Origin of the sequence: Lactobacillus gallinarum (assembly GCF_002160635.1) — a bacterium.
GTDB lineage: Bacteria > Bacillota > Bacilli > Lactobacillales > Lactobacillaceae > Lactobacillus > Lactobacillus gallinarum.
This window is the reverse complement of the sequence record NZ_NFKZ01000004.1, coordinates 1-22,500: the sequence shown is the minus strand read 5'-3', so window position 1 is coordinate 22,500 and position 22,500 is coordinate 1. Positions and strand designations below refer to the sequence as shown.

Annotated in this window: 22 protein-coding genes and 1 pseudogene; 8 read left to right on the top strand and 15 right to left on the bottom strand. The window is 35.6% G+C overall.

Annotation, left to right across the window (positions count from 1 at the left end; all coding sequences use genetic code 11):
• Window positions 1-211: 211 nt before the first annotated feature.
• The 3 genes from pepT to B5E95_RS02720 are packed head-to-tail and all read right to left on the bottom strand — an operon-like array spanning window position 212 to window position 2,950.
• On the bottom strand, window positions 212-1,453 hold the full coding sequence (gene pepT, locus B5E95_RS02730; RefSeq protein ID WP_087235514.1) for a peptidase T: 1,242 nt from the start codon (window positions 1,451-1,453) through the stop codon (window positions 212-214).
• A 20-nt stretch (window positions 1,454-1,473) separates the two neighbouring features.
• Entirely contained in the window at window positions 1,474-2,271 is a 798-nt protein-coding gene (locus B5E95_RS02725) for a Nif3-like dinuclear metal center hexameric protein (RefSeq protein WP_056945519.1), read from the bottom strand.
• A complete protein-coding gene (locus B5E95_RS02720) occupies window positions 2,264-2,950 on the bottom strand; it encodes a tRNA (adenine(22)-N(1))-methyltransferase (RefSeq protein ID WP_087176063.1) in 687 nt (228 codons plus the stop codon). The genes B5E95_RS02725 and B5E95_RS02720 overlap by 8 nt, the downstream gene beginning before the upstream one ends.
• Before the next feature lie 102 nt (window positions 2,951-3,052).
• On the opposite strand from B5E95_RS02720, the gene B5E95_RS02715 reads away from it, so the two are divergent.
• Window positions 3,053-3,493, top strand: coding sequence for an 8-oxo-dGTP diphosphatase (locus B5E95_RS02715; protein ID WP_087176062.1), 441 nt, complete (start codon window positions 3,053-3,055; stop codon window positions 3,491-3,493).
• Window positions 3,494-4,162, top strand: a complete 669-nt coding sequence (locus B5E95_RS02710) for a M23 family metallopeptidase (protein WP_087235513.1) — start codon at window positions 3,494-3,496, stop codon at window positions 4,160-4,162.
• Between the two features lie 50 nt (window positions 4,163-4,212).
• On the opposite strand, the gene rpoD is transcribed toward B5E95_RS02710, so the two are convergent.
• The 10 genes from rpoD to rpsU form a co-directional block, all read right to left on the bottom strand.
• The gene (rpoD, locus tag B5E95_RS02705) at window positions 4,213-5,325 is read right to left on the bottom strand and encodes an RNA polymerase sigma factor RpoD (protein WP_056945521.1); all 1,113 of its coding nucleotides are present in this window, start codon (window positions 5,323-5,325) and stop codon (window positions 4,213-4,215) included.
• Between the two features lie 16 nt (window positions 5,326-5,341).
• The gene (gene dnaG, locus B5E95_RS02700; protein ID WP_087235512.1) at window positions 5,342-7,177 is read right to left on the bottom strand and encodes a DNA primase; all 1,836 of its coding nucleotides are present in this window, start codon (window positions 7,175-7,177) and stop codon (window positions 5,342-5,344) included.
• 22 nt (window positions 7,178-7,199) lie between these two features.
• Window positions 7,200-9,263 carry a glycine--tRNA ligase subunit beta gene (glyS, locus tag B5E95_RS02695; RefSeq protein ID WP_087235511.1) on the bottom strand — a complete coding sequence of 688 codons (2,064 nt, stop codon included), beginning with the start codon at window positions 9,261-9,263 and terminating at the stop codon, window positions 7,200-7,202.
• Window positions 9,256-10,173 (bottom strand): glycine--tRNA ligase subunit alpha, encoded by a 918-nt coding sequence (glyQ, locus tag B5E95_RS02690; protein ID WP_056945522.1) that lies wholly within the window; start codon window positions 10,171-10,173, stop codon window positions 9,256-9,258. The genes glyS and glyQ overlap by 8 nt, the downstream gene beginning before the upstream one ends.
• A gap of 253 nt (window positions 10,174-10,426) precedes the next feature.
• Window positions 10,427-11,179 (bottom strand): DNA repair protein RecO, encoded by a 753-nt coding sequence (recO, locus tag B5E95_RS02685; protein ID WP_025005644.1) that lies wholly within the window; start codon window positions 11,177-11,179, stop codon window positions 10,427-10,429.
• Complete coding sequence (era, locus tag B5E95_RS02680) at window positions 11,179-12,084, bottom strand: GTPase Era (protein ID WP_025005643.1); 906 nt, start codon at window positions 12,082-12,084, stop codon at window positions 11,179-11,181. Before era ends, recO begins: the two co-directional genes overlap by 1 nt.
• On the bottom strand, window positions 12,085-12,609 hold the full coding sequence (gene ybeY / locus B5E95_RS02675; RefSeq protein WP_025005642.1) for an rRNA maturation RNase YbeY: 525 nt from the start codon (window positions 12,607-12,609) through the stop codon (window positions 12,085-12,087).
• 2 nt (window positions 12,610-12,611) lie between these two features.
• On the bottom strand, window positions 12,612-13,571 hold the full coding sequence (locus B5E95_RS02670; RefSeq protein ID WP_056945523.1) for a PhoH family protein: 960 nt from the start codon (window positions 13,569-13,571) through the stop codon (window positions 12,612-12,614).
• Between the two features lie 25 nt (window positions 13,572-13,596).
• Window positions 13,597-14,040, bottom strand: a complete 444-nt coding sequence (locus B5E95_RS02665; RefSeq protein ID WP_087235510.1) for a GatB/YqeY domain-containing protein — start codon at window positions 14,038-14,040, stop codon at window positions 13,597-13,599.
• Between the two features lie 110 nt (window positions 14,041-14,150).
• Window positions 14,151-14,327 (bottom strand): 30S ribosomal protein S21, encoded by a 177-nt coding sequence (gene rpsU, locus B5E95_RS02660; protein WP_002880182.1) that lies wholly within the window; start codon window positions 14,325-14,327, stop codon window positions 14,151-14,153.
• A gap of 261 nt (window positions 14,328-14,588) precedes the next feature.
• Here rpsU and B5E95_RS02655 point away from each other — a divergent pair, with 261 nt between their 5' ends.
• From B5E95_RS02655 to B5E95_RS02640, 4 genes are all read left to right on the top strand, one after another.
• Window positions 14,589-15,425, top strand: a complete 837-nt coding sequence (locus tag B5E95_RS02655) for a pyruvate, water dikinase regulatory protein (protein ID WP_025005640.1) — start codon at window positions 14,589-14,591, stop codon at window positions 15,423-15,425.
• A gap of 182 nt (window positions 15,426-15,607) precedes the next feature.
• Window positions 15,608-16,246, top strand: coding sequence for a M23 family metallopeptidase (locus tag B5E95_RS02650; protein WP_087235509.1), 639 nt, complete (start codon window positions 15,608-15,610; stop codon window positions 16,244-16,246).
• 185 nt (window positions 16,247-16,431) lie between these two features.
• Window positions 16,432-17,310: a YitT family protein gene (locus B5E95_RS02645; RefSeq protein WP_025005638.1), complete on the top strand. Its 879-nt coding sequence runs from the start codon at window positions 16,432-16,434 to the stop codon at window positions 17,308-17,310.
• Window positions 17,311-17,456: 146 nt separating this feature from the next.
• The gene (locus B5E95_RS02640) at window positions 17,457-18,101 is read left to right on the top strand and encodes a hypothetical protein (protein ID WP_025005637.1); all 645 of its coding nucleotides are present in this window, start codon (window positions 17,457-17,459) and stop codon (window positions 18,099-18,101) included.
• A 37-nt stretch (window positions 18,102-18,138) separates the two neighbouring features.
• Here B5E95_RS02640 and thrB read toward each other — a convergent pair whose 3' ends face one another.
• Both thrB and B5E95_RS02630 read right to left on the bottom strand, forming a co-directional pair.
• Entirely contained in the window at window positions 18,139-19,005 is an 867-nt protein-coding gene (gene thrB, locus B5E95_RS02635; protein WP_056945524.1) for a homoserine kinase, read from the bottom strand.
• 16 nt (window positions 19,006-19,021) lie between these two features.
• Complete coding sequence (locus B5E95_RS02630; protein WP_087235508.1) at window positions 19,022-20,251, bottom strand: homoserine dehydrogenase; 1,230 nt, start codon at window positions 20,249-20,251, stop codon at window positions 19,022-19,024.
• A 115-nt stretch (window positions 20,252-20,366) separates the two neighbouring features.
• Here B5E95_RS02630 and thrC point away from each other — a divergent pair, with 115 nt between their 5' ends.
• Together thrC and B5E95_RS02620 are read left to right on the top strand one after the other, a co-directional pair.
• Entirely contained in the window at window positions 20,367-21,857 is a 1,491-nt protein-coding gene (gene thrC, locus B5E95_RS02625; RefSeq protein WP_056945525.1) for a threonine synthase, read from the top strand.
• 14 nt (window positions 21,858-21,871) lie between these two features.
• Window positions 21,872-22,384: pseudogene (locus B5E95_RS02620) on the top strand (amino acid kinase family protein); the annotation flags it as partial.
• Window positions 22,385-22,500 lie beyond the last annotated feature (116 nt).

The following is a 22,500-nucleotide window of genomic DNA, read 5'->3' as shown; positions in this document are numbered from 1 at the left end:
TTTGCCTTTTTGCAAGCATTAAATTTGTTTCACAATTTAGAAAAATAATAAAAAAAGCTTATACATCCTATTAATAAAGGATGTATAAGCTTTTAATAATAGCAGTGAATTATTTTTATAAGATAAAGTTCAAAAAAATTCATTGGTTTATCAATGATTTCATGTTGTTTAAAAGTATATATTTTAAATGATTATGACTAAAATAGTTTCACTACTTAGCTCTTTCCGCATTTAATTCTGCCATCTTAATCATGACATCGACCGCTTTATACATTGATTCAAGCACAGTATATTCGTAGCGGCCATGCATGTTTTCTTCACCGGCAAAAATATTAGGACATGGCAGACCCATGTAAGTTAATTGAGAGCCGTCTGTACCACCACGAACTGGATCTTCATTAACTTCTAAACCTTCTGCCTTGTATGCATCCCTAGCTAAATCCACAATATCCATGTGCTTCTTCAATTCATCAGCCATATTGTAGTATTGATCATTCATTTGAAGCTTAATACGTTCAACGCCAAATTCATCGTTCATCTTTTTAACGATTGACTTAACCAAATTCTTACGGTCTTCAAGTCCATCACGTTCAAAGTCACGAATAATGTAATCCAGATGAGCGTTATCAACAGTACCATTAAAACTCAACAAATGGAAGAAACCTTCACGACCATCGGTGTGTTCTGGACGATCGTGTTCAGGTAACTGATTATGAAAATCAATTCCGACTTGCACAGCGTTAATCATTTGACCTTTAGCTACAGCTGGGTGAACGTTAACCCCTTGAATATCAAGACTAAATTGAGCAGCAGAGAAAGTTCCCCAGTCCAACTTACCTGGTGCTTCACCATCAACAGTAAAGGCAAAATCGGCTCCGAAATCTTTTACGTCAAAATGTTCTGCACCGGTACCAATTTCTTCATCTGGAGTAAATGCTAAGCGAATCTTGCCGTGCTTAACTTCTGGATGATTCATTAAGTATTCCGCAAAGGTCATTAATTCAGAAACACCACACTTGTCGTCCCCACCAAGCAAGGTATCGCCTGAGGCAGTAATTATAGTTTGACCCTTGTAATTCTTCAAGTGTGGAAAGACCTTTGGATCAAGGTAAAATTCTGAATCTCCTAATTGAATCTTGCTTTCACCATCGTAGTTCTTATGAATTTGTGGCTTAACATTTTCCGAATTAAAGTCAGCTGTATCACTATGTGCTAAAAAGCCCATGACAGGCACATCATAATCAACGTTTGAAGGAATTTCAGCGATTACACTACCTGCTTTTTGGTTGTAATGAATGTCACTTAAACCTAAGTCTTCAAGATCCTTCATAATGACATTCTTTTGGAAGTTTTCTTCTCTTTCAGTTGAAGGAAAACGATCTGAATGTTCATCTGAACGTGAATTTACTTTTACATACTTTAAAAATCTTGGTAACAAGTTTGGGTATTCCATTTACTCTGTCCTCTTTCTATTTAAAACAAATCTTGGAATGGATTAGTTGAAACTTCTGAAAGCTCAACGCAAACATTCCAGTTATTCTCTTCGTTCCATTTCTTGAGACGATCGTATACCTTATATTTAAACAATTTTTCAGTATAATGACCAGGGTCAACTACTGTTAAACCGGATGAAATCATATCATGACCTACGTGATAGTAAACGTCACCAGTAATAAAGGCATCTAGATTATCATCTAAAGCGCTAGTCCAATATTTACCACCATCACCGCAAATAAAACCAACAGTAGAAATTTGTTTTTCATTATCTGCAGTAATCAGTCTAGCCATCTTAATGTTCATTTTATCTTTAACATAATAGGCAAAATCATAAGCTGACATTGTTTTAGGCAACTTACCTTTACGTCCCATTGCAATGCCATCATCATCTAAACAAAATGGCTCTACATCTTTTAATCCTAATTCTTCAGCCTGCCAATCGGCAGAACCATTTTGAGCTTTATCAGAATTGGTATGAATTGAATAAACAGTAATCCCATTTTTGATAATCTCGCCATACATTGCATTTTGCGCATTGGCAAAGTTCAAATTGCGAGCTGGTCTAAACATTACTGGGTGATGACTAACAATAAAATTAACACCTTTTTTGACAGCTTCTTCAACTACTTGCGGACGTACATCTAAAGTAGTCATTACTTTAGTAACATCAGCATCCATTGAACCAATTTGCATGCCAACAGGATCGCCCTTAGAAGCAATGTCTTCTGGGAAATCTTGTCTCAAGCGTTCTACTATATCTTTAACTTTAGTCATCGCTTAATTCCTCCTTAATCAGTTGAATATTATGTTCAACTTCATTAATACGGTCTTCATCTTTCTTGCGTGCTTTATTCAAATTTTGCAGCAATTTTTCATAATATTGCAATTGCCCTTGCCACTTTTGATAAAAGACTGGATTTTTTTCACGCATGATAAATGGGCCAAATAAAATCTCTTTTTCAGTTAAATCATGCTTGTCTGAAGTTAATCCTGCCTTAATTAATTCATAAGTGTGGCCTGCTTCCTCAATTAACTTTTCAACTACAATTTGATAATTATGCATCATTAGCCAATTACGTACACCTGCTTCACCGATATTAGGCTCAAGCACTAAATTCTTAAATTGAAAATCTTTACTCCAAGCTGTATCTAAGATATCTACCATTAATTTACCGCCCATACCAGCAATAACAACAGTATCTACTTGATCTTGATGAGTAATAGTCTCCAAGCCATTGCCTAAACGCGTTTCAATTTGGTCACTTAAACCTGCCTCTGCAATATCACTTTTAGCATTTTCAAGCGGACCTTCAGCTACATCACTTGCAATGGCAAATTTTATTTTTCCTGATTTAACTAATTCAATTGGCAAATAAGCATGGTCGGTTCCAATGTCTGCAACTTTGCTGTCCGGATCAACCATTTTTGCCAGCGTATTTAATCTTAAGTTCATTTAATCCTCCATAAAGAGTATGTTTAATCAAATTTTAGCATATTTAGTAGTTGTTTTTAGTCATGTTTTGCTATAATCGTACAAAGAAAGTGGGTTTTTGCATTGAAAAGAACTGAGACAGTAACTTTAACTAACATGTGCATGATCAAAAATGGAGATAAAATTCTAGTTTTGGACCGCAACGATCCAGTTTGGCCAGGCCTTACCTTCCCTGGTGGTCACGTTGAACCACATGAGTCTTTTAATGATTCTGTTGTTCGAGAGATCAAAGAAGAAACCGGACTGACCATTTCTCATCCCCAATTTGTTGGAGCAAAGCAGTTCTATGATAAAAATCATGAACGCTATTTAGTCTTTTTCTATGTTGCCGATAAATTTAAGGGGACAGTCAAGGCATCAGACGAAGGGACTTTAACTTGGATGACTAAAGAAGAGCTGCAGCAACATAAGCTAGCTTATAATTTTGATCATGATTTACCTGTATTTTTCGATCCTAATGTTAGTGAACATATGCTTGATGGAAAACGAGATGAACTTTTTTAGATGAAAAAAACAGAAAGCAAAGTATCGCTTTTTATTGCATTAATTGCAATTATTATTTTTGCTTCGGTACCGCTTTGGCACTTTGATTTAAATGCCAATAGACCTCAGACTCAAGTCGTAAAAAAGAAAAAGCCTAAAAAGAAGAAAAAAGTAGTTCATAAGGTTACCTGGGGTTATCCTTTTAAACGCCTTTACGAAAAGAAAATAAAATTTAAATCAGGTCAAAAATTCGGTGAAACTGACATAATTAGACGTTACTACCCTACTAAGAGTTACTTCCACGATGGTTACGACTTCGGCTTCAGCGAAGTAGGACACTCCACTGTTTATGCTGTGCATGCTGGGACAGTTCATAAAGTTAAGTATGCTCCAGGCCTTGGCTTATATGTTTGGGTGATTTCTGATGATGGCTATGTAGAAATCTATCAAGAAGGTTTTCTCAGCATCACAGATATTTACGTAAAGAAGGGCCAAAAGATTAAGTTAGGCCAAAAGATCGGTCGCTTAACCGGTTCTCACATCCACTTAGGAATAACTAAGACAGACAAGAAATACATTGATAAACATGGTGTACCATGTCGCTACTACTGGAAAGACAATGGTACTTGGCTTAATCCTATGAAAATTATTGAAGATGACATTGCCGAAGGAAAAGCCAGCAGATCCTAAAAAAGACGTTAAGCATAACAGCTTAACGTCTTTTTTATAGATCTAGATAATTAATCCATAAAGTCACGCAATTGATTTGAACGACTTGGGTGACGAAGCTTTCTTAAAGCCTTAGCTTCAATTTGACGAATACGTTCACGAGTAACGCCAAACACCTTCCCCACTTCTTCCAAAGTACGAGTACGGCCATCATCAAGACCAAAACGCAAACGTAAAACATTTTCTTCACGGTCAGTCAAAGTTTCAAGTACTTGTTCAAGTTGTTCCTTTAACATTTCATATGAAGCATGTTGTTCTGGACTAGTTGCATCCTTATCCTCAATGAAGTCACCTAAGTGTGAATCATCCTCTTCACCAATAGGAGTTTCAAGAGAAACTGGCTCTTGTGCAATTTTAAGAATATCACGAACCTTATTGGTTGACATATTCATTTCAGCACCAATTTCTTCTGGAGTTGGTTCACGACCTAAGTCTTGTAACAATTGACGTTGAATTCTAATCAACTTGTTGATCGTTTCAACCATGTGGACAGGAATTCTGATTGTACGAGCCTGATCTGCAATAGCACGAGTAATAGCTTGTCTAATCCACCAAGTAGCATAAGTAGAGAACTTAAATCCAAGACGATAATCAAACTTATCTACGGCTTTCATTAGCCCCATGTTACCTTCTTGAATCAAATCAAGAAATGACATTCCACGTCCCACATAACGCTTAGCAATAGAAACTACCAAACGAAGGTTAGCTTCAGCCAATTCTTGCTTTGCTTCTTCGTCCCCTTCTTCAATTCTTTTGGCAAGTGCAATTTCTTGATCAGCAGTAAGAAGAGGTACACGTCCAATTTCTTTCAGGTACATCCGCACTGGATCGTTCATTCGAACGCTGGATGGTGCAGACATATCTTTTAATTCAGCCTTTTCAACATCTTTTTGTTTCTTTAAGGCTAGTCGTGATGGATCCCCATTCTCATCTACAATACTAATACCGTTATCTTCAAACTCTTGTACTAGTTGATCGACAGCCTTACCCTGCAAATTATATGGCTTAATCAGACGAGCAGTGAAATCTTTTTCTGTGATTATCTTGTCTTTTTTAACGTCCTTAACGACTTTCTTAACCATCTTGTCTAAAGATAGTTTTTGTGTAGTTTCTTTTTCTGCCACTAAAAAGCCTCCTTAATTAACCTAAGATTCTCTTCAACTCAATAATTTTTTGAGTAACTTCTATTGTTTTTTGAACATCTTCTCTGCGCTTAGCATCCTGCAATTGATTTTGAAGCTCATTCAGCTGGGAATAAATGCTGCGCTTTTGAAGTGCAAACACGTGCTCATTAATTTCTTGAATTGTAAAATCCTTCGGCATATGTGCTAGTTCAGCATCTACTATTATACCTTGAAGTTGCTCAGGAATAAAATCTAAAAAACTATCAATTTGTGGATTCTCATGCGTTGCAGCAAATTTTAGCCATAACTGGGATAAAGTTTCATAATCTTGATCAGGAAAATGAAACTTACCTTCCTGTAAATACTGTTGAGCATTTGCCGAATGAATAAATAAATAAAGCAAACGTGACTGACTAGGATGTTTTTGCACTTCTGTTTGCTGAATCGGCAATGTGTCTACACTCGTAGCAGGATCACCAAGATTTAAATCATTTGGTTGTTGAGCATAATAATCACGATTACGAGTTCGAGTATGACTGCGAGCACGATTATTTTTCCGCCGCTCACGAGCTAAGTTAGCTTTTAAAGAATTAAGCGATACACCAGCTGATCTAGATAATTTTTCCAGATACATATCTTGTTCAACTGGGTTTTTAACCTGACTAATTTCTTTAACTGCTTCATTTAAATATGTAATTTTTTCGCGATCATTATCTAAATTGTATTTCTGAGCTAATCTCTTAAGAAAGAAATCTGTAGGAGTTAAAGCACCCTTTATTTCTCCTCGATACTTCTCAGCGCCATATTTTCTTACATATTCATCTGGATCAAGCTTCTCTGGCAGGACAACAATTCCTAAATTAAAATTGCCGTCTTTACTAAACATTCGTGCTGCACGTTCTTCAGCGTGAACCCCCGGATCATCACCATCATAATTGACAATAATATTTGGAGTTACACGACGCAACATGTAAACTTGATCATCAGTCAAACTAGTCCCCATTGAAGCAACACCGGATTTGATTCCAGCTTTATAAGCAGCAATTACATCCATATACCCTTCATATAGAACTAGATGATCTTCACTACGAGCCGCTTTTTTGGCTTCCGCAAAATGAAATAAAACTTTAGACTTAGTAAAAACTTCAGTCTCCGGACTATTCATATACTTAGCTTCAGTTTTATCATTTGAAATTCGACGTCCAGAAAATCCAATGGAACGACCATTTTCATCTTCTAAAGGAAACATAAGGCGATCGCGGAAACGATCAAATAATCGACCGTCCTGAGTTTGTACAAATAAACCACTTTGCGCTAATTCGTCATCCTTATACTCCTTACCTCTCAGATAAGTTATTAAAACATTATCTTCTTTAGGAGCATAGCCTATTTTAAAATGCTCAAGTGTATCAGAATCTAATTGACGTTTTTTTGCATATTGCATCCCCCGCTCACCAGCTTTGGTAGTTAACAACACACGATGATAAAAGTCTACCGCGTCCTTATTAATACGCATAATGGGACTTAATTTTGTTCCACCATTTGCATTATAATCAGCTGGCATTGCAATGTGAGCAAATTCAGCAACTCGTTGAACACTTTCAGGAAAAGTTAGATTGTCTTTATACATTAAAAACTTAAAGACATTGCCACCCTTACCGCAACCAAAACATTTAAAAAACTGTTTTTCCTCGTTCACCGTAAAAGATGGTGTTTTTTCCTGATGAAAAGGGCAAAGACCGATATAGTCTTTGCCTTTCTTTTCAAGTGAGACGTATTGGCTGATTACATCCACGATATTAACGTTACTGCGAACTTCCGCAATAAAATCTTCAGGAATTCGTCCAGCCATATGAAACACCTTTTCTATCTAATTATTTAATAACCAACTTACTCAAATCGCCTAAACGATCAGCTAATTCACTAATAGCAAACAATTGAGCTAAACGATTATTCTTAACTTTTTCATCTTTATCCATAATCATATTAGCTTCGAAGTATTGATCAATTACTGGTTGTAAATGAACAAATCCTTGGTACAAATCAGCTAAGCTGTCAATATTTTGTAAGTTTTGAACACCAGCATAAAGTTCTTTTTCACTATTATCAACAAATAAGCTTTCATCAACAGCAACCTTGCCAGTGAACTTAGCCTTCTTCAAAATGTTGTTAATTCTAGTCAAACTTTCTACCACTGGCTTAAATTCTTCATCATCATGGTGAAGTTGCAATACATTAGCAGCAGCTAAAATTTGACTTGGATCTTGTTGACTTGAAGCAAGAACAGCATCAACAATATCATACTTAAATTTATTCTTTTGTAAGTATTGCTTTACACGATCACGAATAAAGTCGGCTATTTCTTGTTCAGCATCGCCCTTAGGAAGCTTAGCTGGAGTTACACCACCAAGCATGTTAATGATTTCTGGTAATACTTCATTAAATGGAAGTGACCATTTTTCATTAAGCAAAATTCTAACAATACCATAAGCATAACGACGAAGTGCATATGGGTCATTAGATGATGTAGGAATCATACCTGCACCAAAGAAGGTAATGATAGTATCAATCTTATCTGCAACTGATAATAATGAACCTACTGTAGTTTCTGGAAGTGGACCTTCTGCTGTAGCTGGCATGTAGTGTTCTTTAATAGCAACTGAAACTTCTTCATCTTCGCCAGCAAGACGAGCATAATGCATCCCCATTACACCTTGAAGTTCTGCAAATTCACCTACCATTTGAGTTACTAAGTCAAACTTGTAAAGTTCACTTGCACGATCAAAATCAGTAACTACATTTTCAGGTAAATTCCAACGCTTTGCAAGGTAATCACCAATCATGCGAACACGTTGCATCTTTTCGGCCATTGAACCAATCTTATCGTGGAATGAAACATTCTTAAGACGATCAACAAAGTGGCTGAGTGGATACTTACGGTCTTCATCATAGAAGAATTGAGCATCGTCTAGACGAGCAACCAATACCTTTTCGTTACCAGAAATAACGTTGTCAAGGTAATCCTTGTTACCGTTACGAACAGCGATAAAGTGGTTAATTAACTTGCCATTTTCATCGTAAACTTCGAAGTATCTTTGGTTATCCTTCATTGAAGTAATTAAAACTTCATCAGGAATGTTTAAGTACTTTTCATCGAATGAACCAGCAAAAACAGTTGGATATTCAACAAGGTAAGTAACTTCTTCAAGTAAATCTTTATCTGGTTTAATTTGCCAATGATTCTTCTTAACCAATTCGTTCATTTGGTTAACAATCATGTCTTTACGTTCTTCTGCATTAGCGATTACGTATTGATCCTTCAATGCGTCTTCATAATCGTCAGCATTAGCTAAGACAACAGAATCACCTAAGAAGCGGTGGCCTTGAGTCTTACGACCTGCAGTAATATCCAAAATCTTAACAGGAATTACATCGCTACCAAATAATGATACAAGCCAGTGAATTGGACGAACAAATTCAAAATCATTTGAATCCCAACGCATCTTAGTTGGGAAAGTCATTGCCTTAATAATATCGCTCATGCCAAGCAAGATATCGCTAGCTTTTTTACCTTCTTTTTGTACGTGAACGTAAGCATATTCAGTACCCTTAAGTTCTTCGAAGTAAATATCATCAGTAGTCATACCTTGACCGCGAGCAAAACCTTGTGCAGCCTTGGTCCAATTACCATCAGCATCTTGGGCAATCTTCTTTGCAGGACCTTTTTTAACTTCATCGATATCATCTTGCTTTTCAGCTAAGTCTTCTACCAAAAGAGTTAAACGACGTGGAGTTGAAAAAGTCTTGATATCTTTGAACTTTAAGCCATTTTCTTTTAAAAACTTTCTTGTTCTGTCAGCTAATTGCTTAACGCTGCGTGGAACAACGTGAGCTGGCATTTCTTCAGTACCAATTTCAAATAAATAATCTTTAGCCATTTTCTACCCCCGCTTTCTTATCTTCTGCACTCTTAAGTAATGGGAAGCCGCGCTTTTCACGTTCTTCGACAAACTTAACAGCAACTTCGTGAGCCAAGTTTCTAATTCTTGATAAGTAACCAGCACGTTCAGTTACTGAAACAGCGCCACGAGCATCAAGCAAGTTGAAAGTATGTGAACACTTCAAGATATAGTCGTATGCTGGGTGTACAAGATTTTGACTAAGTAAACGCTTAGCAGTTGATTCATAAATATCGAAGAATTTAAGAAGTTGTTCTTGATCTGATTCTTCAAAAGCATACTTAGAATGTTCATATTCGGGTTGCTTAAAGATATCACGGTAAAGTACGCCGTCGCCCCATTCAAGGTCAAAAACATTGTTAACGTCTTGAATGTATGATGCAAGTCTTTCAACACCATAAGTAATTTCACTCATAGTTGGCTTAACATCTAATTCACCAACAACTTGGAAGTAAGTAAATTGGCTAACTTCCATACCATCAAGCCATACTTCCCAACCAACACCGGCACAACCCATTGATGGATTAGCCCAGTTGTCTTCTACGAAACGAATATCGTGTTCCAAAGGATCGATACCTAAAACCTTCAAACTGTCTAAGTAATATTGTTGAATATCCTTAGGAGCTGGCTTAATAACAACTTGGAATTGGTGGTGTTGGAATAACCGGTTAGGGTTTTCACCATAACGACCATCTGCAGGTCTTCTAGAAGGCTCTACATAACAAGCTGCCCATGGTTCTGGACCAACTGCACGAAGAAAAGTGTAAGGACTCATAGTACCTGCACCCTTTTCAACGTCATATGAAGGCATAATCATACAACCTTTGGAGGACCAGAATTGTTCCAGCTTAAAGATCATATTTTGAATGTTTAATTTCTTATCTGCCATTTTCCTTAATTCTCCTCCTGCGCTAGGCCATAAAAAAAGCCTATGCAAAATTTTGCATAGGGACGAAATATTATCGCGGTTCCACCCTAATTCAGGAAGTATTCTTCCTGCACTTAATTGAATATGACTAGAGGTGCCTTTTCCTAATATGCCCTTCCACCTATCGACACTCGCTAAATTAGTACTTTTTTAAATCCTCATCATCGTCAAATACGTGTTTATTTTAACACATGAATTAGGTTAAAACCAGACTTTAAAACAGCTTTATTTCATCTAAAAATTTTTTAGTTTTCAGATTTAAATCGATTGTTTCTCTATAGATACGATCAATTGCTTTACGAGTTGCTTTTTTAGTCTCAGCATTTAATTCAATATTGCCCAACCGATTAATAGGTAAAAGTCCGATTGTGCGCAATACTGCAGTCTGCTTAGGCATTAAATGCAGCCGACTATTTACTACTGCAAAATGATCACTGCAAATAATTCCGCCTAATTTAATCGAATAATCAAATGTACCTTTTTCCTTGCCACAAATAACGCAATGACGCAATTCGGGCTCAACTCCAAAAGCACTTAACATTTTCATCTGTACGATTTGCGTAATCATTTCATTATCTACACCAGCATCAATCTTCTTCAGGGCAAAAACCGCTAAGTCATAATATTTACCAAGAGGTTGATATTCGACAAAAGCGTGATCAATTAAGTCAAAAATAAAAGAAGTGTAAGCATTCTTCGTCAAGTCACGGTACAAACCGTCAAACTGCTTCACTTCTTTATATGTACGCAGATTGCTTAAACCATGACCGTTTGTATAAATGACATATGTACCCATTGAGAAATTCAATGTCGCTGCACTCAATTGTGATTTTGGTCTCAATGCCCCTTTCACAATCAATGTAATAATGCCATCTTCTTTAGTCATGATCTTAGCTAATAAGTCTGCTTCTTTATATTTTTGCCTTTTAAAAATGATGCCCTGAACTTCTTTCAGTTCACGTGCCATCAACTAAGCTCCTTCTTGTCGTAGCCAATAAGTTTCAAAAAGCTTGGATCTGAACGCCAATTGTGTTGAACTTTAACCCAAAGGCGTAGATTTACTTTTTCACCAAGTAAATGCTCTATTTCTTTACGTGAATTAATACCGATCTGTTTGAGCATTTTACCACCTTTACCGATAATAATGCCTTTTTGACCATCTTTCTCCACATAAATAGTAGCTTCTATTAGTAACTTGCCATTTTGATGCTTATTCATTTGATCAACTGCAACTGCGGTAGCATGTGGCACTTCTTGGGAAGTTAGTCGCAGAATTTGTTCACGAATAAGTTCGGCTACCACAAAATATTCTGGGCGATCTGTGATCTGGTCAGCACCATAATATTGTGGGCCCTCTGGTAAATACTTATTAATTGTATTAAGTAAATCTTCAATACCAATACCCTGAGTAGCAGAAATTGGTAGTATTTCTTTAAAACCCTCAAGTTTATGATATGAATCCATAATTGGCAAAAGTTTATTAGGATGAATTTGATCAACCTTGTTAATTACCAAAAATACTGGTACCTTAACTTCTTTTAACAAGTTAGCAATATATTGATCACCTTTACCAATTTCCTCAGGTTCAACCATGAATAAGACTAAATCAACGTCATTTAAACTAGATAAACTAGCCTTATCCATATAATCGTCAAGTTTTGAATGAGGTTTAAAGATACCTGGCGTGTCAACAAATACAACTTGCATTTTATTTGAAGTATAAATACCTGAGATACGATTACGCGTTGTTTGTGGCTTACTTGATGTGATTGCTACTTTTTGACCTACTAAATAGTTCATTAAAGTTGATTTACCTACATTTGGTCGACCAACTAAAGCAACAAAGCCAGATTTAAATTGTTTTTCTTCCATCTATTTACCTCTGCCTTCATCTAATTGATCAGGATATAATGGCAACCCATATTCTTCCAATACCTTTCCTTGAATGCCAAACATTTCTTTGGCTTCATCAGGTTTGATATGATCATAGCCATTTAAATGTAAGAATCCATGAACTACTGTATAGCCAAATTCTCGATCAAATCCTGTACCATATTCCTTACTATGACGCTTTATCACGCTAGGACACATAAACAAGTCCCCAATATCTTCTTGAAAATCTGGATCATCTTCAAAAGCTGATAAATCAATTGCATCCTCACCATCTTCTATTGCAAAAGAAATAACATCAGTTGGACGATCTTTATCGCGATATTTCAAATTAATCTCATGACTACGGTCTTCATCGACAAAGTTAATACTCATTTCTAAGTTATTATCTTTGCCAATTTCCTTTTTAGCTAAAAGCAATAACTTCATAATCCAGTCTTGCCAGTCGCGATTCTTATCGTCTAAAAATCCGACTTCATCATGATAAGTAACATCAATTGGATCCATTTTTAATTTTTAATGTCCTCTTTTTCATAAGCAGTAATAATTTTGGCAACTACAGGATGTCGAACGACATCATTTGCAGAGAAGTTGATGAACTTAATTTGGTCGATATTCTTTAAAATATGCTTAGCATCGATCAAACCGCTATGCTGTCGTCCCGGCAAATCGACTTGAGTCATATCTCCATTTACGACCATCTTAGAGTTGAATCCAAGACGTGTTAAGAACATCTTCATCTGTGCATCTGTAGTATTTTGGGCTTCATCAAGAATTACAAAGGCATCATCAAGAGTACGTCCACGCATGTAAGCAAGTGGGGCAACCTCAATTACACCACGTTCCATCAAGCGGTCAGTCGTATTAGTACCAAGAATAGCGTACAAAGAATCGTAAATTGGTCTTAAGTAAGGATCAACTTTTTCTTTTAGATCTCCTGGCAAAAAGCCTAATGACTCGCCAGCTTCTACAGCTGGTCTAGTCAAAATTATGCGAGAAACTTCACCCCTTTTAAAGGCAGCGATTGCACAGACAACAGCCAAAAAAGTTTTACCTGTTCCGGCTGGTCCTATTCCAAAAACAACATCAGATTTATCAATGGCTTCAACATAACGCTTTTGACCCATATTTTTGACTCTAATTGGTCTACCTTTAGCATCCCGAATTAAAACCTTTTTATACAGATCTGCAAAGTACTCAGTTGTACCCTTATCCGCCATCTTCATCGCACTCACAGTGTCGGGCGCACCAACGTTAACGCCGGTATTCACAACATTGTCTAACGCTTTTAAAACAGCAATAGCCTTTTTAATATTTGCCTCATCATCTCCAACAATTACAATCTCATTGCCAGTATCCGAAATAGACAAATCATAACCCTCTGAAAGAAGCTTTAGATTTCCATCATTAACTCCAACTAATTTTTGAATGTCTTCTACCTTTTGAGGTATAAAAGTTGTTTGAGCCAAAAAGACCCGCTCCTTCTTGTTACTACTAATTCAGCTGATCACGAACTGTTTGTGAAGCAGCCTTGCCATCGGCACGTCCTTTAATTTTTGGCATCAATGCTTTCATTACTTTACCAAAATCAGACTTACCTTTGGCACCAACTTCATCAATCGTTTCCTTAACAGCAGATTCAAGTTCTTCCTTGCTCATTTGTTTAGGCATATACTTTTCTACTACAGCTAATTCCTTCTTAGTTTCTTCAACTAATTCAGTACGTTTGGCTTTAGTAAATTCCTCGATTGATTCTTCTCTTTGCTTTTTCTCACGATTAAGAACCGTTAATTCTTCATCTGGAGTTAAATCATGTCCCAACTTGATTTTTTCATTCATCAAAGCAGATTTAATCATCCGGACAGTATTAAGCGTAGTCTTATCATGATTTTTCATGGCTGTTTTCATATCAGTCATGATCTTATCTGACAAACTCAATATGCATCCTTCTTTCTATTAAAAACCCAATAGTATTATAACAAACTATACGCATAACTAAAATGAAAGTATAAAAAAACTCACCCATTCCCGGGTGAGCTTTCAGTATATTAATAATGTCTACGCTTGCGTGCAGCTTCAGACTTTAACTTTCTACGAACACTTGGTTTTTCGTAGAATTCGCGTTTGCGGTATTCTTGTAAGGTACCACTTCTTGAAACGGAACGCTTGAAACGACGAAGAGCATCATCAATAGACTCGTTTTCGTGAACGATTGTCTTAGCCATGTGTGATCCCTCCTTCCATTTCTTGGCGTTACGCCATACATTTACTTAAATTATACCAAACTAATTTTACGGGTCAATACATTCTTATAATATTTTTTATAAAATCCGGGATATTTTTAAGCCCTTACATTTTATCAGTTTTATTTAACCTTAAATTTAAATCTAATCATTCTATATAATTGTTACATGTTAGCTTAACGAATTTCCTTGTTAATCCGCTTTCATTAATAGTATAATTATTTCAGAAAGAGGTGCTATTATATGGCAGAAACAAAAGACCAAAATGAAGTAAATATCATCATTATTTCAGATGCCGCTGGTGATACTGCATTCAGCAACGCTACTGCTGCTGCTGCCGAATTTCCAAAGGCCCAAATTAATTATCGTCGTTATCCATTTATTACTAGCAAGGATAAACTTGATGAAGTCTTGGAGGAGATCGAAAAATATCCTAATTTAGTGATCATTTATAGTTTAGTAAAAGATGAGATGCAAATGCCCGTAATTAAATTTGCACGTGAGCATAACATTCAATGCGTTGACATCTTTTCACCAGTAGTTGAGGCAATTCAACAAACTACTCATATGACTCCTGATCAAAAGATCGGAGCACAACACAGCTTAAACCAAAAGTACTTTGACAGAATTTCTGCAATGGAATTTGCCGTAATGTACGATGATGGTAAAGATCCAAAAGGATTCTTAGAAGCAGATGTAGTGTTACTTGGGGTATCACGTACTTCAAAGACTCCACTTTCACTATTCTTAGCTAACAAGAATTTAAAAGTTGCTAACTTACCTTTAGTTCCAGAAACTCATATTCCAAAGGAAATCTACGAAATCGATCCTAAAAAGATTATCGGTTTAACCAATGACCCATCTGTTTTAAACGAAATCAGACGTCAAAGAATGATTGCTTATGGTCTAAACCCTGATACTACTTACTCCAACATGGATTCAATCAACAAGGAACTTGAATCAGCTCAAGAACTTTACAAGAAGCTAGGCTGTTACGTAATCAATGTTGCTCACCGTTCAATTGAAGAAACAGCAGCTCTTATTCTGGAACACTTGGGCATTGATGACTATGCAAAATGATCAGATAACTAAATAATTTCAAATCACTCTTGAAGTTCTTTCAGAGTGATTTTCTTTTGGACTAATTTTAACTTATATACGTTAGAAAGAAATTTGTAACTATCTCGTAAAACAAATGCGCTACAATAGTCTAGATCATATAGAGAGGATGAATAATCAGGCGCAACCTGAAATTACTATAGATGAAATTTCGTAAAACAATTATTACTTTATTGGGGACAGTTTTAGTAGGTTCAAGTTTTAATATTGCAAATGTCGTGTCTGCAGACACAGCGGAAGACTCTTCCCTTGCAGTCACTACAGAAAATGTTAAAGAAAAGAAAACATATAAATGGTGCTATCCATTCAAAGCTTGTGAAAAACATGGCGTGCGTCCAATGTTTAAAGCTCAAACTTTTGGTATGACTGATTATATGCGTTCTTCTAACCCACCTTATTATTTTCATGATGGTTGGGACTTTGGTTATTCTGAAGTTGGACGTTCTAACGTTTATGCTATTCACACAGGTACTGTTAAAAAAGTTGCTTACGGTAGCGGACTTGGTTGGTTCATTTGGGTAATCAGTCCTGATAAATACGTTGAAGTTTACCAAGAAGGATTTACTAAAAAGAAAGACATTTACGTTAAGAAAGGTCAAAAGATTAAAGCCGGTCAAAAGATCGGCAAAATGACCGGCTCTCATTTACATTTAGGATTAACTAAAACCAACAAAGATTACATTAATAAACATGGTTTCCCATGCAAAAACTGGAACGTTGATAATGGCACTTGGCTAAATCCTATTAATGTAATCAAAAAATATTATAATGAAAAGAAATAGCACTTAACATAATCAAGGATATTCAAAGTAAAAATTTCTATACTCGGCAAATAAAATATTTGTAGTATAGGAATTTTTTATTGGTCCCTGACACAACTTTTGTTAAACTTAGTATATCATTCATTAAACATAATTTCGTTGTACAAATGTTGCATAATATTTGTCGCAACTAAAAAGGACAATAAATGGATCAATTAGATAAATTTAACAGACGCTATAATTTTCTTTCAAAATTATCTGCTGCTTTCTTTTATTCAATTGCTGTTGCTATTGCATTGAATTTTTTCTGGACACCTGGACACATGTATTCATCCGGGATCACAGGATTTGCTCAGTTAATCAACACAGTCAGTGAACGTTATCTTCCCTTCACATTAACAACATCATTTATGTACTTTATATTGAACTTTCCATTATTCATTTTGGCATGGTTCAAAATTGGTCATAAATTTACATTTTTTACTATTGTAGCCGTTGTTTTAGGTTCGTTCATGATGCATTGGATTCAGCCATGGCAAATGCGTCTAGACCCACTTGTCTGTGCCATCTTCGGTGCTTCAATTAATGGTATCGGTACAGGTTTAGCACTTAAAAATGGAATTTCAACCGGTGGTTTAGATATTATCGGAATTGTCATCAGACAAAAAACTGGGATTAGCTACGGTAAATTCAATATCTTTATCAATCTAATCATTATTGCCGCTGCTGGTTACATGTTCGGTTGGACACGTGCTTTATACTCCGCCTTAACAATTTTTATCAATGGCCGAGTAATCGATGCTGTCTATACGCAACACCAGAAGATGCAAGTAATGATTGTAACTCAGCATCCCCAACATATTATCGATGGTATTCAAAGCCGGATGCACCGCGGGATAACTATTTTGCATGATGCTGAAGGTGCATATAGCCATATTGAAAAGACTGTTTTGATCACGATCATCGATCGTTACGATATGTATGACATTCGTCAAATTGTTCAAAAAGCAGATCCATATGCCTTTATGAGCGTAAGTGAAGTTGAGAAGGTCTATGGACGCTTCAAGGAGCAAGAGATTGTTTAAATACAATTTATTAATAAGCCTATATTGGTTAGATATCGCCAATGTAGGCTTATTTTATTTATTCAATTTCTTCAAAAGTTTGCCCCTTTTCTGCCGCTTCATTTAATTAAAGTTTATAATTTAGTTAAATAGAAAGGCGGATTTCGATGAGTTCATATTATCAATTAGTTTGGCGAGAAAATGAGTTAGAGTCTTATCCTACAGATAAGCTAAACTTTATTTTCAATATTATTAATCGTCCCTTCCCCGTTAGTTACAGACAGCTATATCCTAGTAGAATCGAATGGCAAAAAGCTGTTAAAAAACACGAAGATTTAATTAAAAGAGTTAAAAATATTATCTTAAAACGTAGCGATGCTCATGATATAAGGCAGGCATGGCTCAAGCACCATCGTGAACAAGCAGATACTACTAATGGCTTTACAATTGAACAATTAGCTAACAAATTACCTCACATGGCTAATCAACTTGGTGCATTTATGGAAATTGAAAATATTGAAATAAAATATTTTGATGATGACTTTAAACCTATATACGATCTCTCCGATTTTCAAGATATTACTATAGATAATTACCCAAGTAGCGGCTTCAAGAAAAATGGCATGACCAAAGAAGCTTTTCTTAAACTTTATCCTCAAGTTCCAGAAAATAAATTAGATGAAGTTCTAGATATAGCCGATTGTGAATTAGAAAAAGAAGATAATACTGTAGTTATTCCATATTGGTACGCTGTCAATGCCAAACGAGTACTTGTAGACGGCGATTCATTTATCGAAACTTTCGATAATTAAAAAATGACCTTGATTTTAGTTAATCAAGGTCATTTTATTAATCTTCAATTATTTGGACGCCATTATTATCTGGTTTAAGTACTAATGTCTTATCTTTTAATCCGTGTTTTCTCAAACCTGATAAAAAGCCTTTAACATGTTCATCTTCAATCCAGGTCATAATCGTTGAACCTGCACCACTTAAATATGTTGCTAAAGCATGCTTTTGATGTGCAACCTCACGGACTTGCAAAAGCTCTGGTACAAGCCGTTCACGATACTTTTCATGAAAAACATCATTTTCCATGAGCTCGCCTGCCATTTGATACTCTTGTGTAAATAAGCTTGCTACCAGAGTATTAGCAATAGCTGAACCATGTGTAGCTGTCTTAAAATCCAGATGTTCAGGCAAAACATTACGTGATTTCTTTGTAGGCAAATTATATTCCGGCACATAAGCCACCAAAGAGAAATTAGGCAACGGTGCTTTAATAGTATCAAAATGATTGTCAATTTCCGTTCCAATAATTAAACCACCTAAAATTGTTGGCGCAATATTATCTGGATGGCCCTCAATTTTTGCTCCAATTTGTACTTTTTCTTTATCTGACAAATTTAACTTACCAAAATGATTAGCCAATTCAATTCCTGCAGCAATTGCACTAGAGCTGCTTCCTAAGCCATGCGCTAATGGAATATCACTTTTTACTCGTAAATGAAGAGGTTGCAATCCTGGATAAACTGTTAAAGCCGTTTTCACAATTAAATTATTTTCATCATGGGGAATATCTGGCATCACATGATCCACCTGAAAATGATCAGAGATGTTTAATACTTCCACTTCTAAATAAAGCGATACGGCCATACCTAAAGAATCGAAACCCGGTCCTAAATTGGCAGTTGAAGCTGGTGTCTTAATAATCATTTTTATAACTCCTCCATTATAAAATCTTATATTTGGCCATTAGTTTTACATTAGCAGCGCTTAATTTCTCTAATTGCAGTTGATTAATAGCCTTAGTTATTACGATAGTTCTATCCTCTATTTGCTTTAATTCTTGAATCTCTATCCCTAATTCATCAAGAATATTAGTCAAATGAGCAACTTTTTCTAGTTTAAACGATAAATAATATGGATTTTTAATATCTTTAGTAATAATCAAATAATCTTTACTAGAAAATCGGTTGAATAATTGGCCATTAGTTTTATTAACCAGATTTTTAACTTCACTAACAATATCATTCATAACCGAATTGGCAGTGGCTAAACTACCTGCTCCCGGTCCGGTTAATAATGCCGTTCCCAAATTTCGACTTTTAATTTGTAAAGCATTAATCTCATTTTCTATATTTGCCATTAAGCTATCTGCAGGCAAAAGACACGGAGCAACTTCTACAAATAATTTATCCGCCACCTTTTTAGCAATGCCAATTAGCTTAATCGGATATCCCAATTCTTTAGCTTGTTGCAAATCAAAGTCTTGTAAATGGTCTATTCCCTCAACATTGAAATCAGTAATCTTAACATGTGCACCAAAAGCAAATTGACACAACAAAATCATTTTATATGCAGCATCTTTACCTGTGACATCATTAGTTGGATTTGCTTCCGCAAAACCCAGTTCTTGCGCATGTTTCAAGGCAGTTTCGTAGCTTAGTCCCTTTTTATTCATTTGCGACAAAATATAATTTGTTGTGCCATTAACAATGCCTTGAATTTCTAAAATATGGTCTCCAACATAAGAATCACTTAATGTTCGTAAAATCGGGATGCCTCCAGCAACACTTGCATCATACATTAAGTCACAACGATTATCTTGGGCCAGTTTAATTAATTTCGTTCCAAAAACAGCCATCAGATCTTTATTAGCGGTTACTACATTCTTACCGGCACGCAATGCCTCACTAATATATTCTTTTGTGGGATGTAATCCACCCATCAATTCTGCCACGATTTCAATTTCGGGATCGCTTAAAATATCATTAAAATCAGTAATTATATTAACTGAATGTGCAAATTTTTGATACTTTTCTTTATTTCGAACGAAGGCTTTTTTAACAACAATCTTTTGCCCACTTGTCTGTTCAATTTTTCCATTATCATTTTTTATAATGTCTAAAATACCAGAACCTACTGTTCCTAACCCAAGTAACGCTATTTTTATTGTCATCTTTATCTATCACTCTTTTTTAATTCTTTTCTTATTTTTATGATTGTAACATATGGTAAAAACAAGTTACAATGTTTAATATATTAATTAAGACTTAAGAATAGGAAGATGCTTTATGAAATATCGTAGTACTCGAGGTTCAAAAGAAAATACGTTAAATTCAGCTGCCGCTATTATTCAAGGCTTAGCGCCAGACGGTGGCTTATATGTTCCAACAGATTTTCCTCATGCAAATTTTAAATTAGAAGATTTGCCAAAATTATCTTATAAACAAATAGCTGCAATGGTAATTAGTTTGTTTTTTGATGATTATTCCAAAGAACAGATTCAAAGCGCTGTACTTAATGCATACAGTGAACAATGGGATGATCGCAGCATTGTTCCGATTGAAAAGCATGATCATAACTTCTACATGGAATTATTCCACGGACCAACTCTTGCCTTTAAAGATATTGCTTTGCAAATGTTGCCGCAATTAATGACACGTGCTGTGCAAATCGAAAAAATTGATCGTGACATTATTATCCTGACTGCAACCTCTGGAGACACGGGGACCGCTTCTATGCGTGGTTTTGCCAATCAACAAGGTACTAACGTTATTGTCTTTTATCCTGAAGGTGGCGTTAGTCCAGTTCAACTTCGTCAGATGCTTAGTCAACACGGAGACAACCTCCAAGCAATCGCTATTAAAGGCAATTTTGATGATGCACAAACCGAAGTAAAGAAAATCTTCAATGATACTAAATTTAAGACTCAGTTGAATAAAAATGGCTATCAATTCTCTTCAGCCAACTCAATGAATATTGGTCGTCTTGTACCACAAATCTCATACTATCTTTATACATATGGTCAATTAGTACGCAGACAAGAAATTAAATTAGGTGATCAGATTAACTTTTCTGTACCTACTGGCAATTTTGGAGATATTTTAGCAGGTTATTATGCTAAAAAACTAGGTTTGCCAATTAAGAAACTAATTTGTGCTTCAAATGAAAATAATGTACTGACTGATTTCTTTAAAAATGGTGAATATGACCGTCGTCGCAAATTCCATTTGACCAATGCACCTGCAATGGATATCTTAGTTTCCAGCAATCTTGAGAGACTATTATTTGACCTTTACGACGGCGACCATCAACAAATCAATAGTTTAATGAATCAATTAACTCAACGCGGCCACTATCACATTAGTGATGACATCCTTTCAAAACTTCAGGACATTTTTGCAGCTGATTTTGCGACGGAAAGACAAGTAGTTAAAGAAATTAACCGCATCTACAATTATGATCGCTACGTCATCGATCCCCATACCGCTGTTGGCTCATATGTTGCTCATCAATACCAAGAAAAAACTGGTGATACGACTCCAATGGTAATTGTTTCAACCGCAAGTCCATATAAATTTCCAGAAACAGTGTATGAAGCTATCACAGGACGCGTTTGTCCTCAAACAGGTATTGCCGCAATTAAAAAGCTCTACGAGGAATTAGGCGGTCAATTATCGATTGGCGTGCGAACATTATTTGATCGTAAACCAAGCTTAGAAAAAGTAATCGAGCCACAAAATATGGAATTAGTAATTAGTTCAATTTTAGACTTAAAATAATTCGAGGGAAAAATATGAAAGTTGTAAAATTTGGTGGTTCATCGCTTGCTACAGGCAACAACGTAGATAAAGCGTTAAAAATCATTAAAGATGATCCAGAACGTAAAGTAATTGTGGTTTCTGCACCTGGTAAAAGAAATGACGATGATATTAAAGTAACTGATCTATTAATTACATACGCCTATGCTAGTTTAAGAAGCAACAATTACGATGATATCGCTAATAAAATTTTCAAGCGTTATGAATTAATTGCTCAATATTTTAATCTACCTGAAAAAGAACTAAGCGAAATTAAGCGACTGCTATTAACTTTACCTCAACTCGATTATCCGAATGCTGACTATAGAATGGCTGCTTTTAAAGCACATGGCGAGCGCCTAAATGCCATGTTAATTACTAAAATCCTTAACCATCAAGGGATCAAAACTCGTTTTTTAGAACCTAAAGATGTTGGTTTGATAGTTACTGGTACTCCTAATAATGCAGAGGTTAATCCTGAGACATATGTAAATTTGAAAAGAATTAAATTCGTAAATTGCAATAATAAATTGAACACTTTTAATCAAGCTGCTTGATAGATTAGATCTAATTCTCTTTCAAAGATTTCATCTGGTGTATGATATGCCAATATCTTTCTTGGTAA

What these genes read in the sequence shown, in the direction of transcription:
- B5E95_RS02645 (WP_025005638.1), top strand. Translation starts at nt 16,432, where the DNA reads ATGGATCAATTAGATAAATTTAACAGACGCTATAATTTTCTTTCAAAA.
- glyS (WP_087235511.1), bottom strand. Translation starts at nt 9,263, where the DNA reads ATGGCTAAAGATTATTTATTTGAAATTGGTACTGAAGAAATGCCAGCT.
- B5E95_RS02710 (WP_087235513.1), top strand. Translation starts at nt 3,494, where the DNA reads ATGAAAAAAACAGAAAGCAAAGTATCGCTTTTTATTGCATTAATTGCA.
- era (WP_025005643.1), bottom strand. Translation starts at nt 12,084, where the DNA reads ATGGAAGAAAAACAATTTAAATCTGGCTTTGTTGCTTTAGTTGGTCGA.
- ybeY (WP_025005642.1), bottom strand. Translation starts at nt 12,609, where the DNA reads ATGGATCCAATTGATGTTACTTATCATGATGAAGTCGGATTTTTAGAC.
- B5E95_RS02650 (WP_087235509.1), top strand. Translation starts at nt 15,608, where the DNA reads ATGAAATTTCGTAAAACAATTATTACTTTATTGGGGACAGTTTTAGTA.
- B5E95_RS02630 (WP_087235508.1), bottom strand. Translation starts at nt 20,251, where the DNA reads ATGACAATAAAAATAGCGTTACTTGGGTTAGGAACAGTAGGTTCTGGT.
- B5E95_RS02725 (WP_056945519.1), bottom strand. Translation starts at nt 2,271, where the DNA reads ATGACTAAAGTTAAAGATATAGTAGAACGCTTGAGACAAGATTTCCCA.
- glyQ (WP_056945522.1), bottom strand. Translation starts at nt 10,173, where the DNA reads ATGGCAGATAAGAAATTAAACATTCAAAATATGATCTTTAAGCTGGAA.
- thrB (WP_056945524.1), bottom strand. Translation starts at nt 19,005, where the DNA reads ATGATTATTAAGACACCAGCTTCAACTGCCAATTTAGGACCGGGTTTC.
- thrC (WP_056945525.1), top strand. Translation starts at nt 20,367, where the DNA reads ATGAAATATCGTAGTACTCGAGGTTCAAAAGAAAATACGTTAAATTCA.
- B5E95_RS02640 (WP_025005637.1), top strand. Translation starts at nt 17,457, where the DNA reads ATGAGTTCATATTATCAATTAGTTTGGCGAGAAAATGAGTTAGAGTCT.
- B5E95_RS02720 (WP_087176063.1), bottom strand. Translation starts at nt 2,950, where the DNA reads ATGAACTTAAGATTAAATACGCTGGCAAAAATGGTTGATCCGGACAGC.
- pepT (WP_087235514.1), bottom strand. Translation starts at nt 1,453, where the DNA reads ATGGAATACCCAAACTTGTTACCAAGATTTTTAAAGTATGTAAAAGTA.
- dnaG (WP_087235512.1), bottom strand. Translation starts at nt 7,177, where the DNA reads ATGGCTGGACGAATTCCTGAAGATTTTATTGCGGAAGTTCGCAGTAAC.
- rpsU (WP_002880182.1), bottom strand. Translation starts at nt 14,327, where the DNA reads ATGGCTAAGACAATCGTTCACGAAAACGAGTCTATTGATGATGCTCTT.
- B5E95_RS02655 (WP_025005640.1), top strand. Translation starts at nt 14,589, where the DNA reads ATGGCAGAAACAAAAGACCAAAATGAAGTAAATATCATCATTATTTCA.
- recO (WP_025005644.1), bottom strand. Translation starts at nt 11,179, where the DNA reads ATGGCACGTGAACTGAAAGAAGTTCAGGGCATCATTTTTAAAAGGCAA.